Annotated in this window: 9 protein-coding genes; 7 read left to right on the top strand and 2 right to left on the bottom strand. The window is 39.7% G+C overall.

Annotated features, from left to right (window positions below; translation table 11 throughout):
• Positions 1-35 precede the first annotated feature (35 nt).
• Positions 36-1,427, bottom strand: a complete 1,392-nt coding sequence (gene mdtD / locus AWW73_RS02665; protein WP_057104799.1) for a multidrug transporter subunit MdtD — start codon at positions 1,425-1,427, stop codon at positions 36-38.
• 163 nt (positions 1,428-1,590) lie between these two features.
• Between mdtD and AWW73_RS02670 the strand changes: the two genes are divergently transcribed.
• Positions 1,591-3,396 (top strand): choice-of-anchor I family protein, encoded by a 1,806-nt coding sequence (locus AWW73_RS02670; protein WP_062848676.1) that lies wholly within the window; start codon positions 1,591-1,593, stop codon positions 3,394-3,396.
• Between the two features lie 64 nt (positions 3,397-3,460).
• Here AWW73_RS02670 and AWW73_RS02675 read toward each other — a convergent pair whose 3' ends face one another.
• A complete protein-coding gene (locus tag AWW73_RS02675; RefSeq protein WP_016144079.1) occupies positions 3,461-4,084 on the bottom strand; it encodes an LOG family protein in 624 nt (207 codons plus the stop codon).
• Positions 4,085-4,410: 326 nt separating this feature from the next.
• On the opposite strand from AWW73_RS02675, the gene AWW73_RS02680 reads away from it, so the two are divergent.
• The 6 genes from AWW73_RS02680 (at position 4,411) to AWW73_RS02705 (ending at position 12,981) form a co-directional block, all read left to right on the top strand.
• A complete protein-coding gene (locus AWW73_RS02680) occupies positions 4,411-6,000 on the top strand; it encodes a TerC family protein (RefSeq protein ID WP_062848677.1) in 1,590 nt (529 codons plus the stop codon).
• Between the two features lie 72 nt (positions 6,001-6,072).
• A complete protein-coding gene (locus tag AWW73_RS02685) occupies positions 6,073-6,540 on the top strand; it encodes a YchJ family protein (RefSeq protein WP_062848678.1) in 468 nt (155 codons plus the stop codon).
• A gap of 45 nt (positions 6,541-6,585) precedes the next feature.
• Complete coding sequence (locus AWW73_RS02690) at positions 6,586-7,230, top strand: trimeric intracellular cation channel family protein (RefSeq protein WP_016144082.1); 645 nt, start codon at positions 6,586-6,588, stop codon at positions 7,228-7,230.
• Between the two features lie 82 nt (positions 7,231-7,312).
• Complete coding sequence (gene niaP, locus AWW73_RS02695; RefSeq protein ID WP_062848679.1) at positions 7,313-8,632, top strand: niacin transporter NiaP; 1,320 nt, start codon at positions 7,313-7,315, stop codon at positions 8,630-8,632.
• A gap of 152 nt (positions 8,633-8,784) precedes the next feature.
• Positions 8,785-11,004 (top strand): DNA topoisomerase IV subunit A, encoded by a 2,220-nt coding sequence (parC, locus tag AWW73_RS02700; RefSeq protein WP_062848680.1) that lies wholly within the window; start codon positions 8,785-8,787, stop codon positions 11,002-11,004.
• A 297-nt stretch (positions 11,005-11,301) separates the two neighbouring features.
• Positions 11,302-12,981 carry a long-chain-fatty-acid--CoA ligase gene (locus tag AWW73_RS02705; RefSeq protein WP_031947141.1) on the top strand — a complete coding sequence of 560 codons (1,680 nt, stop codon included), beginning with the start codon at positions 11,302-11,304 and terminating at the stop codon, positions 12,979-12,981.
• Positions 12,982-13,021: the final 40 nt, after the last annotated feature.

Raw genomic sequence — 13,021 nt, forward strand, 5'->3', positions numbered from 1 at the left:
TCACAAGCGAGAAACCATGCTAAAAATGCAAACGCTTACACAGGCGTATTCTTTGGAATTTGCCAGAAAATACATGCAGTAATGACATTGATACAACCGAGACAAATGAGAGTGACATGAAATGCTGTAGTCACATGGTCTGGACCATAATAATTGGTAAAAATATTAATGAGGGTACCTGCCAGTGCAACACCAATACTCATTGATAGCATCATGATCATCGATAGGAAACTATTACCGCTACTCGCATCTTGTTGAGGCAAATCTTTCAAAGTTAATGTATTCATTCCAACGAATTGCAATGAATTTAATGTGCCAAATAAGAAAAAGTGTAAAGCTCTAAACCAAGTTGGAGTATCGACGGTCATGATTGAAAAAGAGGCAATACATAACCCAACTAACGTTGTGTTAATTAGTAAAAAACGTCGATAGCCAATTTTTTGAATAATAGGTCTGACAATTGGTTTTGAAAATAATGAACCTAAAACTAATGGAATCATCATTAAACCTGCAATGAAGGGTTCAAAACCAAAAGCAACCTGTAGCATGAGTGGTAAAACAAAAGGTAAGGCATTACCACCAAAGCGAGCAAAGAAATTACCTAAAATACCAATCGCATAAATTTTATTTCTAAAGAGTCGGCTACGGAATAATGCATTTTGATGAGTATGTGAATGATATGCGTACCAAAATGTTGCGATTATTCCGACCACTAATAGCGAAATACTGAACCATTTTGAATATTCAGGTGAAGCTAAGTGTTCAATCCCTAAAGACAATCCAATCATTGCCACTACTAATAAGATGAAGCCACCTAAATCAAATGTTTTGACTGAAGGTTCTTTTACATTTGGCATGACTTTTAGTGTCATTAATATGCCAAGTATGCCCATAGGAATATTGATGAGGAAAATCCAGTGCCAACTTGCAACTTCAACTAACCAGCCGCCTAAAGTTGGGCCGGCCAAAGGTCCGAGTAAACCCGCTAGACTCATTAAGCTCATTGCAGCTAAGAACTGAGTTCGAGGAATAATTTTTAAAAGTGATAATCGGCCAACAGGAAGTAGTAAGGCTCCTCCTACACCTTGGATAACGCGGAAAAATAACAGCTCATTAAGACTTTGTGAAAGACCACAACCTAAAGAAGCAAGAGTAAAGATCACGATTGCCGACAAGAAAATATTTCTAACACCAAAGCGGTCTGCTAACCATCCACTCAATGGGATACAAGCAGCAACCGATAATACATAGGCCACGACTACGCTATGCATGCGTAAAGGATTTTCATTTAGATGATGAGCCATTGCAGGAATAGCGGTATTTACAATCGTTGTGTCCAAAGCCTGCATAAAAAAGCCAATGGAAACCAAAAGAACGAGTAAGCGATATTCGGGTTGCAAGGCTTGGTGAGTCGGCGTGGCATTCATAACATTTGAAAATTAACGTTTTGGTCTAGTGTAAAACAAATTGGAGCTAAAAGAAGCAAAAGTAATAAGAAGCCTATTGGGATGAAATTCACATGGAAATGTCATCAGAATTAAATGGTGTGCTTATAAATTAATCAATTTAAAATAAGCTATGGATATTAAAATGAAATTTAAGTTTACAGCATTGCTCGTTGCAATTTTATCTGTGGGGATAAGCGCTTGTAATGATAGTGACGATACCGTAAGCCAAACAGAAACGGAAATCACTCCAAATAATATTCAATTAAGTTTATTAGGACGATATAAAACAGGTATTTTTGTTCAAAGTGCAGCGGAAATCCCTGCTTATGATCCACAAAGTAAACGCCTATTTGTAGTAAATGCGCAAAAAGGATTGGTTGATGTCTTAGATGCTTCTAAACCTGAAAACCCAGTCCATATTAAAGAATTATCTGCTCGTCTATATTTAGCAGATTCAGAGGTAAATAGTGTTGCAGTACATAATGGTATTGTCGCTTTAGCCGTACAAGCAAAAGTCAAAACTGATCCTGGTATTGTTGTATTTTTTAAAGCCAGTGATCTTAGCTTTATTAGTAAGGTTGAGGTAGGCGCGCTGCCGGATATGCTGACTTTTACACCAGATGGTCAGAAAGTCTTGGTTGCAAATGAAGCTGAGCCTAATGATGATTATTCTGTCGACCCAGAAGGTTCAGTCAGTATTATTGATGTGAGTAATATTCAGCAGCCAAAAGCAGTTATTGCTGATTTTAAAGCATGGAATAATCAAAAGGCAGCATTGCTAGAAAAGGGTGTCCGTATTTTTGGACCAAATGCGACTGTCGCACAGGACTTAGAACCCGAATACATTACTGTTTCGGATGATAGTAAAACTGCTTGGGTCACATTACAAGAAAATAATGCATTGGCACAAATCGATTTAACTCAACAAAAAGTGATGGAGCTTTATCCACTCGGTTATAAGGATTATGGCATTGCAGCAAATGCATTAGATGTTAGTGATCGCGATGGTCCACAAGATAGCAATGGTAACCCAACTGGTAAAATTAATATTCAGCCATGGACAGGTCTGGTGGGCATGTATCAACCAGATTCAATTGCGCATTATACGGCTAATGGTGAAACTTATCTGGTAACTGCCAACGAGGGTGATGCCCGTGAATGGCTATCCGATGAGGATGCCTATTTTACAGGGGATATTACCAAAGGTTTTGCTGAAGAAATTCGTGTAAAAGATTTATTCAAGAAAAAAGGATTTAATACAGATGGAGATTATCCTGCACACCTACAAAAAATTGTAGCGGGCGTAAAAGGCGCACGTTTGAATCCAGCAATTTTTGGCTATTGTGGTGCAACTGCAACCGATGCTGCTGGGTGCCGTGAAGATAATCAGCTAGGCCGTTTAAAAGTCACTTGGACCAAAGGCTACCAAACCAATAATGACGGTTCACCTAAATTAGATGCTGATGGTTATTTAACCTATGACAAACTTTATGCGTATGGTGGACGTTCATTTAGTATTTGGAATACTAAAGGGCAGTTAGTTTGGGACTCTGGTAGTGAATTTGAGCGTAAAATTGCTGAGCTGTTCCCTGATTATTTTAATAGTGATCATGAAGAAGTGACCTTTGATAGCCGTAGTACAGGTAAGGGACCAGAACCAGAAGGCGTTACTGTTGGGACGATTGGCAAAAAAACTTATGCCTTTATTGGATTAGAGCGAGTAAGCGGTATCATGGTCTACGATATTACTACTCCGCATAAGCCGCAGTTTGTTGAATATTTTACGACTCGAAATTTCAAAGAAACCGATATGACAAAACAAGGTGACTTAGGTCCAGAGGGTTTAATATTTATTTCTGCAAAAAACTCGCCAAATGGTCAACCATTATTAGTAGTGGGTAATGAAGTTAGTGGCAGTACGGCAATTTATCAAATTAATTTAAAATAAATAGGTTGAAAAAGGCCTATAAATAAAAAAGAGCCTGAGAGGCTCTTTTTTATTCTTTAGAGAATTACACAACAAATCTTTTTGGCATTTTTAAGTTTTTAATGACGTTATAAATTTGATCAACGTCTTCACATACAATTAATTTAGCTCGATGCTGAAGGGGAAGAAAACCTTCTTGAACTGCATGGTCTAATTGGGCAATAAGTGCGTTATAAAAACCATTTACGTTATATAAAATCATGGGTTTTTGGTGTTGATTGAGTTGGCCCCAAGTGGCTATTTCCAATATTTCTTCGAATGTTCCTAAACCACCTGGTAATGCAATAAATGCACTTGCGCGTTCTGCCATCATGGCTTTACGTTCATGCATGGTTTCTACGACATGTAGTTCGGTGAGTCCAGCATGTGCGACTTCATAATCAAGCATAAATTCAGGGATCACACCGACAGCTTCTCCGCCGTTTGCAAGAACGCTCTCTGCGACTTGTCCCATTAAACCGATACTGGCACCGCCATAGACTAAACCAAAGCCTTGTTCAGCAATTCCATGAGCCAGTTCAATTGCCTTCTCCCGATAGATTGGTTTATTTCCTGCACGTGAACCACAATATAATGCAATAAGAGGTTGCTTTGTTTTTACAGCTGTTATTGGTGAATCATTTACTGCCATTGTTAATACGCTATTCATTGTTTTATTTTTACCTTATCACGTTCATATTTCTTGTCTACACTAAGCAAAAGATATGACAACTTTATAAGCAGATTTATAAGAAAGATTCATGTTTTGTATGGGTTTGGTGAATGCTAGTTATGAACAAATAAAAGTGATGAATTTATGTTAAATCTTGCCTATACTAAAAATTCGTTTAACAACATATGAACAAATATGGGTAGTGGTTGTAGTCGCTCCGTTTTAATTTCTTGTCTTAAAAAAACATTTTCCTCCTTTTGTATAGGCGCACCCGTTGTGTTGCCACATAAAGATAAAAGCCAAACAACACAGGAGCAGGATCAATGATCTTTGAATGGATGTCTGATCCCTCTGCGTGGGTGGGTTTAGCAACTTTAATCGTTCTTGAAATTGTATTGGGGATCGATAACCTCGTTTTTATCGCTATTTTGGCCGAAAAACTACCGCCAGAGCAACGATCCAAGGCGCGTATAATCGGGTTAATGCTTGCCTTGGGAATGCGTCTTGTACTCTTAGCCTCGATTGCTTGGGTCGTGACACTGACTGAACCACTCTTCCATATTTTTGATCATCCATTCTCTGGTCGTGATTTGATTTTGCTATTCGGTGGAGTGTTCTTACTCTTTAAGGGCACCATGGAATTGCATGAGCGGATGGAAGGGAAACAACTTCATAAGGAAGATAATCCCGTACATGCTGCATTCTGGATGGTCATTGTCCAGATTGTTGTGCTTGATGCTGTATTCTCGTTAGACAGTGTAATCACAGCTGTAGGTATGGTGAAAGAGCTATCAGTAATGATGGTTGCTGTTGTTATTGCTGTCGGAATCATGTTGTGGGCATCAAAACCACTCATGGACTTTGTCAATAAGCACCCAACAGTCGTTATTCTGTGTCTTGGTTTCTTGATGATGATCGGTTTCTCTTTGGTGGTGGAAGGCTTTGGATTCCATATTCCGAAGGGTTACTTATATGCTGCAATTGGCTTCTCAATTTTAGTCGAAATGATCAATCAGAGCATGCGCCGCAATCAGGAAAAGCTGGTTACTACGACAGACCTGCGTTATCGCACAGCCTCTGCTGTTTTACGTATGTTAGGCAGCAAAAACAGTGGTTCTTCAGATACTCAATCTTCTGATAAAGAAGATGTATTGGCTACGCAAGCTTTTGCAGATGAGGTTTTTGACGAAGACAATGGTGCTTATCACAGTGTGTTGGTACAAGGCGTTCTCGGCTTATCAGAGCGCCCAGTAAAGTCTGTTATGACTCCACGTCCTGAACTTGAGTGGATTGACTTAGATGATGAACCTGAAGTGTTAAAAGAACGTTTAATGTCGATGACACACTCTCGTTTAATTGTCGCACGCGGTGAGCTTGATAATATTGAGGGTATTGCACTTACGCATAAAGTTTTAAACAACTTTATTGAAACAGGTGTAATTGATTTCCAAAAGCATCTACGTGAACCTGTGATTGTGCATGAAAATGCTCAGGTACTCATGGTGATGGAGCAACTACGCCAAGCACCTCTACAAATGGCAATTGTTCTAAATGAATATGGTTCAATCGAAGGTATTGCAACGCCAATCGATATCTTAGAGGCAATTGCGGGTGAATTCCCGGATGAAGATGAGTTAGATGCTGCTGCTGAAAGCTTGGCAGATGGTTCGTTAATGCTTGAAGGTTCAACTGACATTCGTCACGTATCACTTTTATTAGGTCGTGACTTGGTTGATGAAAGTGAACAATATTCAACTTTGTCAGGCTACTTGTTATTCCATTTAGGCCGTTTACCTGAAAATGGTGAAGCTGTTGAGGCGGACGGTTATCGCTTTGAAGTGATTACGATGGAAGGTCATAAAATCGAGAAAGTTCATATTGTTTCGATCGAACAAGATGAATCAAAAGATTAAATGACGTTTTAAGTTTAGAAACATCATAAAATAGCTCAACTCTGAGCTATTTTTTTATTTGAGAAACACCAAATGACCCAACAAACTTGTCCATGTGGGAAAGGCAGCTATATAGAATGTTGTGAGCCTTTACATTTAGGCACAGCAAAAGCACTAACGGCAGAGCAGCTTATGCGTTCACGCTATAGCGCTTTTGCATTACAAAAAATTGATTATATTGTAGAAACGACTGCTTTAGGTCAGCAAACAGCACTTGATAAAGAGGCTCTTGCAGAGTGGAGTAAACAAAATCAATGGTTAGGTTTAGAGGTAGTTAACGCCAACGAGAAATTAGATAAAACTCATGCACAGGTTGAGTTCAAGGCCCATTATCATGATGGACAAAAAGCCCAAATACACCATGAGATTTCACATTTTGTATCTCACCAGCAACAATGGTTTTTTCTCGACCCAACGGTCGATATGCATGTCACCATGAAACAACCTTGTATATGTGGTTCAGGAAAAAAATTTAAGCAATGCTGTGCACAATTTCTGTAAGTTTATCTTAAAATACGCCCACCGTTTGGCCTGAGGGAAAGGGCGATGTTACTCACCGTTATTTATATTATTGCGATTACTGCGGAAGCCATGACAGGTGCATTGTCTGCTGGTCGACGGAGTATGGACTGGTTCGGTGTCGTACTGATTGCCTGTGTGACTGCTTTAGGTGGTGGTTCGGTGCGTGATGTATTGCTAGGTCACTATCCTTTAACTTGGGTAAAACATCCAGAATATTTGGTGCTCACTTGTTGTGCTGCATTTGTCACAATCATTATTGCCAAATGGATGCGTCACTTACATAACATCTTTTTGGTGCTCGATGCTTTAGGTCTAATTGGCTTTACGATTATTGGCTGCCAGATTGCCTTACAAATGGGGCATGGTTTTGTCGTATCGGCAGTAGCGGGGGTGCTGACAGGAGTATCTGGTGGTATTTTACGTGATATTTTATGTAACGATGTTCCGTTTGTTTTCCGCCGTGAACTCTATGCGAGTATTTCTTTTGTCGCAGTCATCTGTTACTGGGTTTGTCAGGATTTAGGATTAAGTTTAGAGTTAACCGTCATTTCAACTTTGGTGTTTGGTTTTACCTTACGCCTGATTGCGATCTATTTTGGATTGGAAATGCCGAAATTTATTTATAAAGATGATGATGCAGAATCGGCTTCTTCAACCGACGAACATTAATCCTGCAGAACTCCATGTGGGCATGCTATAACAATTAAATATATTGGCTTGCTCACTTATTCTTTCCAGTAGAGTTTTTCCTATGGACCTGATTTCACGTATACAAAATCTTCCAATCGGCAAATTTCACTACACATTATTGTGGGTGGTTGGTTTAGGTTGGATGTTTGATGCGATGGACACAGGAATCATTGCTTTTATCATGACAACGCTTGTGAAAGACTGGGCATTAACACCAGCCGAAAGCGGTTGGATTGTGAGTATTGGTTTTGTAGGAATGGCTATTGGGGCTGTTTGCTCAGGGGCTTTAGCAGACCGCTTTGGTCGTAAGACAATATTTGCAGTGACTATGGCGATCTATAGCATCGCGACAGCCTTATGTGCTTTTGCTCCAGACTTAAAGTGGTTATTAATTTTCCGTTTTATTGTTGGTCTTGGACTTGGGGGACAGTTACCTGTTGCAGTGACATTGGTAAGTGAATATATACCTGCACATGTACGTGGTCGTTTTATCGTACTACTCGAAAGTTTTTGGGGTTTGGGTTGGCTAGTTGCGGCACTCATTTCTTATTTTATTATTCCTAAATTTGGTTGGCATATTGCCTTTCTTATGGGAGGCCTTCCACTAATTTATATTTTAGTGATTTGGAAAAAACTCCCTGAATCGATACCGTACCTGATTAACCGTGGACGTGTTGAAGAAGCACATGCATTAGTTCAAAAATTAGAAGCTCAAGCAGGTGTTCAAATTGTTCACCATATTGAAGTCGTGCCTGTTGCCATGCGACAAAAAGTCTCTTTTAAACAACTGTGGAGTAGTCAATTTGCTCGCAGAAGTTTAATGCTTTGGCTCATCTGGTTTGGAATTGTATATTCCTACTACGGTATCTTTACGTGGCTACCAAGCTTATTGGTGAAACAGGGCTATGACATCGTTAAATCTTTTGAATATGTTTTGTTGATGATTTTAGCGCAGCTACCCGGCTACTTGGCAGCAGCATGGTTTGTGGAGCGATTGGGTAGAAAAATTACACTCGCTGCATTTATCGGTTTTTGTGCTTTATCTGCATATTTCTTTGGACAAGCCGATAGTGTAAATAGCATTATGTTTTGGGGCTGTCTCATGTCATTCTTTAATTTGGGTGCATGGGGAGTGTTATACACCTATACACCAGAGCAATATCCAGCCAATATTCGGGCTTTCGGTTCGGGCTGGGCATCGGCAATGGGCCGTTTAGGTGGAATTTTGGCACCGATAGTCGTCACTCATATGATGGTTTCCAAAAATGGGTTTAGCCATGTTTTTATGATGTTCACTATTGTTTTACTTTTGGTTGCAGCTGTAATTTTAATATTAGGTGAAGAAACCCAAGGTAAAAGACTAGAGTCGATCGGTCTCTAGTTTTGCCTAACTTTATAGCAAGTAACTAAAAATATAGAGAGATGAGACATAATTTGACGCTTAGGTGACAGAGTCCCTCTTGTGTCTGTAACATAGCCCACTTAGCATAAGACTCACTTAAAATAACGACTGATTTGGAAGATAAGCTGACTATGACCAGCCTTGCGCATCAAGCGACAGAAAACCGCTCTGTAGCCGAATTTACTGAACAGGCTTACCTGAATTATGCCATGTACGTCATCATGGACCGTGCATTGCCACATATCAGTGATGGCTTAAAACCTGTACAGCGCCGTATTGTCTACGCCATGAGCGAGTTGGGCTTAAAAAGCAGTGGTAAGCCAAAAAAATCGGCCCGTACTGTCGGTGACGTACTCGGTAAATATCATCCGCATGGTGATTCGGCATGTTATGAAGCCATGGTGCTAATGGCTCAGCCATTTAGTTATCGCTATCCTTTAATTGAAGGTCAAGGGAACTGGGGTTCACCAGATGACCCTAAATCGTTTGCTGCGATGCGTTATACCGAGGCAAAACTTTCTGCCTACAGTGAGTTATTACTAAGTGAGTTAGGACAAGGCACGAGTGAATGGCAAGATAACTTTGATGGTTCTTTAAAAGAACCAATTACGTTACCAGCACGAGTTCCTAATATTCTACTTAATGGTACAACTGGTATTGCGGTGGGTATGGCGACCGATATTCCGCCACATAATTTGCGTGAAGTGATTAAAGGAACAATTGCCTTAATTCGTAACCCGCAAACATCAGATGAAAAATTGGCTGAATATATTCCAGCGCCAGATTTACCAACAAAAGCTGAAATTATTACGCCGCCAGAAGAATTACTCAAAATCCAGACGACTGGTCGTGGCAGTTACCGCATGCGAGCGGTTTATACCATCGAAAAAAATGAAATCGTGATTACCGAATTGCCGTATCAAGTATCGGGTTCTAAGGTAATTACTCAAATTGCCGACCAAATGCAGGCCAAAAAGCTGCCATTAGTGGTGGATGTGCGTGATGAGTCGGATCATGAAAATCCAACACGACTCGTGATTGTACTGCGTTCTAACCGCATTGATGCGGAAGCGGTGATGAGCCACTTATTTGCGACCACCGATTTAGAATCAAGCTACCGTGTTAATTTAAACATGATTGGTGAGGACGGGCGTCCTCAAGTTAAATCGATTCGCCGTATCTTGCTTGAGTGGATTGAAATCCGCAAAAAAACGGTAACTCGCCGTTTAGAATATCATTTAAACCGCATTGAAAAACGCCTACATATTTTGGCAGGTCTTTTAATTGCTTATCTTGATATTGATACAGTGATTCGTATTATTCGTGAAGAAGATCAGCCTAAACCTGTATTGATGGAACATTTCAAAATTGATGAAATACAGGCAGAAGCAATTTTAGAACTCAAGTTACGTCATTTAGCAAAACTTGAAGAGATGGAAATCCGTCATGAACAAGATGAGCTTGCTGCAAAAGCTGCCATTATTCGTGAACAATTAGAAAATCCAGAATCTTTAAAGAACCTGATTATTGGTGAATTAAAAGAAGACGCGAAAAAGTTTGGTGACGAACGCCGTTCTCCAATTGTCGCGCGTGCTGAAGCTGTTCAAATTAAAGAACAGGATTTAATGCCAGCTGAAGCAGTAACGGTGGTTTTATCTGAAGCTGGATGGATCCGTGCTGCAAAAGGTGCGGATGTTGATGCAGAGAATTTAAACTATCGTGCTGGCGACCAATATCTAAGTCATGCGGTGGGTAAAACCAATCAACGAATTTATTTCCTTGATGAGACAGGGCGTAGTTACGCATTACCTATTAGCAGCTTGCCATCAGCAAGAGGTTTAGGTGAGCCATTAAGTTCGAAACTTGCTCCTGCAAGTGGAGTATCGTTTATTCAGGTCTATTTAGATGATGAAGACTCAGAACTTATTGCTGCTAGCTCATCAGGTTATGGCTTTAAAACTCAAGTCAAACAGTTAGATACCAATGCCAAGGCAGGAAAAAGCTTCTTGTCGGTACCTGAAAAATCAACAGCTTTACCCTTAATACCTGCCCAAAACATGACACATTTAGCTGTGCTTAGTTCTGCAGGTCGACTCTTAATTATTGATTTGTCAGAACTGCCAAACTTAAATAAGGGTAAAGGTAATAAGTTGATACAACTTGAAGCGAAAGAGCAGATTTTATCCATGACAACCTTGAACTTAGATGAAATAATTCAGGTGGTTGCAGGTCAACAACATCTAAAATTAAAAGGTGAGGATCTACAAAAATACATGGGTAAACGTGCTTCAAAAGGTCACCTCTTACCACGTGGATATCAAAAAGCAAATAAACTGTTGATTCAGAGATAAAGCTAGCGTCGGGCAACATAAATACGCTATATATGGCAACATGTTCAAGCAATGAACTGAACTTGTTGGTATGGAATAATGATTAAAAGGACAGCAATTTGGAGTGCGTAATTTGTACTCCATACACAAAATTTGACAGGGTCAAATTGTCAAAACTTCTGTCTCATAATCTTGTTCGAAAGTGTCATGAATGTGCCAATAAGTTTTAAATATGTTCTGGCACCAAGAAGCTAAAGAATAGCTGGGGCATTGAATAACAGTTATTACTAAGGATTACGAATCGGAGATAATGGCATTATGGAAAAGATTTGGTTTGCAGAATACCAAAAAACAGGGATTCCAGAAACAGTAGCATTGCCTGCGGAAAATACCTCTCTTGTTGATATTTTTGAGAGTAATTTCCAAAAATTTGGTTCTCGTGATGCCTTTATCTTTATGGATAAAGCGATGTCATTTAACGAGTTAGAACTTGCAAGTCGTAAGTTCGCGACCTATTTGCAAAATTTGGGGTTAGCAAAAGGAACTCGTGTGGCAGTGATGATGCCGAATGTGTTGCAGTATCCTGTAGTTGCATTAGCAGTGTTACGTGCAGGCTTAGTTTTAGTGAATGTTAATCCACTTTATACAGCACGTGAACTCGAGCATCAGTTAAATGACTCAGGTGCAGAAGTACTCGTGATTATCGAAAACTTCGCTAGTGTGTATCAAAGCATTTTAGGTAAAACTCCTGTGAAGCATGTTGTGGTTGCCACAGTAGGAGATATGCTGGGTACACTTAAAGGTACGTTAGTAAATTTTGTATTGCGTAAAGTACGTAAGCAAATTCCTGCTTGGAATATTCCAGGGTACGTTAAATTTAATACAGCATTAAATAAAGAAAGTCCGAGTAATTATAAGCGCCCGAGTTTAACTTTAAGTGATACTGCGGTGCTTCAATATACGGGTGGTACTACAGGTGTTTCAAAAGGTGCGGAACTGACTCACCGTAATTTGGTTGCCAACCTTTTACAATGTGACGGTATCTTCCAAAGTAAATTTGGTGCAAATGATGGTGCTAAAGGCGACCGTATTGTTTGTGCATTACCGCTTTATCATATTTTTGCGTTCATGGTTTGCGCAATGTACGGTATGTATAAAGGTCAGGCAAATATCTTGATTCCGAACCCACGTGATTTACCGGCTGTGATTAATGAATTACGTAAATATCAGCCATCATTCTTCCCAGCAGTAAATACATTATTTAATGCTTTAGTGAATAATGAAGAATTCAAACAACTTGACCATAGCAATTTAAAAATGGCGATGGGTGGCGGTATGGCAGTTTTACCTTCTACAGCAGAAGCTTGGAAGAAAATTACTGGTACAACCATTATCGAAGGTTATGGCTTGTCTGAGACTTCTCCAGTAGCGACTGCGAACCCACCAGCTTCTACCGAATTTAGCGGCACCATTGGTATTCCATTGCCTTTAACAGAAGTTGCTATTTTAGATGATGACGGTAATGAAGTTGCTTTGGGAGAACAAGGTGAAATTTCAATCCGTGGTCCTCAAGTTATGAAAGGCTATTGGAACCGTCCGGATGAAACAGCTAAGGTCATGACAGCAGATGGTTTCTTCCGTACAGGTGACATTGGTGTAATGGACAGCCGTGGATACGTTAAAATCGTAGACCGTAAAAAAGATATGATTTTGGTATCTGGCTTTAACGTTTATCCAAGTGAAATTGAAGAAATTATTGCTAAACATCCAAAAGTATTGGAAGTGGCTGCAATTGGTGTTCCAGACGAAAAATCAGGTGAAGTGCCTAAACTCTTTATCGTGAAAAAAGATCAAAGCTTAACGACTGAAGAAGTTTTGAACTTTGCTAAAGAGAACTTAACAGGCTATAAACGCCCTCGTTATGTTGAGTTTATGGATGAATTACCAAAATCAAATGTAGGCAAAATTTTACGTAAAGACTTACGTAAACCAACCTAATAAGTTAATAAAAAAGCGCCTTAGGGCGCTTTTTTTGTTT

This window comes from Acinetobacter lactucae, assembly GCF_001605885.1.
Taxonomy (GTDB): domain Bacteria; phylum Pseudomonadota; class Gammaproteobacteria; order Pseudomonadales; family Moraxellaceae; genus Acinetobacter; species Acinetobacter lactucae.

Bases quoted from the DNA above. Each gene is read 5' to 3' on its own strand.
- mdtD (WP_057104799.1), bottom strand. From the start codon at position 1,427: ATGAATGCCACGCCGACTCACCAAGCCTTGCAACCCGAATATCGCTTA.
- AWW73_RS02670 (WP_062848676.1), top strand. From the start codon at position 1,591: ATGAAATTTAAGTTTACAGCATTGCTCGTTGCAATTTTATCTGTGGGG.
- AWW73_RS02675 (WP_016144079.1), bottom strand. From the start codon at position 4,084: ATGAATAGCGTATTAACAATGGCAGTAAATGATTCACCAATAACAGCT.
- AWW73_RS02680 (WP_062848677.1), top strand. From the start codon at position 4,411: ATGATCTTTGAATGGATGTCTGATCCCTCTGCGTGGGTGGGTTTAGCA.
- AWW73_RS02685 (WP_062848678.1), top strand. From the start codon at position 6,073: ATGACCCAACAAACTTGTCCATGTGGGAAAGGCAGCTATATAGAATGT.
- AWW73_RS02690 (WP_016144082.1), top strand. From the start codon at position 6,586: ATGTTACTCACCGTTATTTATATTATTGCGATTACTGCGGAAGCCATG.
- niaP (WP_062848679.1), top strand. From the start codon at position 7,313: ATGGACCTGATTTCACGTATACAAAATCTTCCAATCGGCAAATTTCAC.
- parC (WP_062848680.1), top strand. From the start codon at position 8,785: ATGACCAGCCTTGCGCATCAAGCGACAGAAAACCGCTCTGTAGCCGAA.
- AWW73_RS02705 (WP_031947141.1), top strand. From the start codon at position 11,302: ATGGAAAAGATTTGGTTTGCAGAATACCAAAAAACAGGGATTCCAGAA.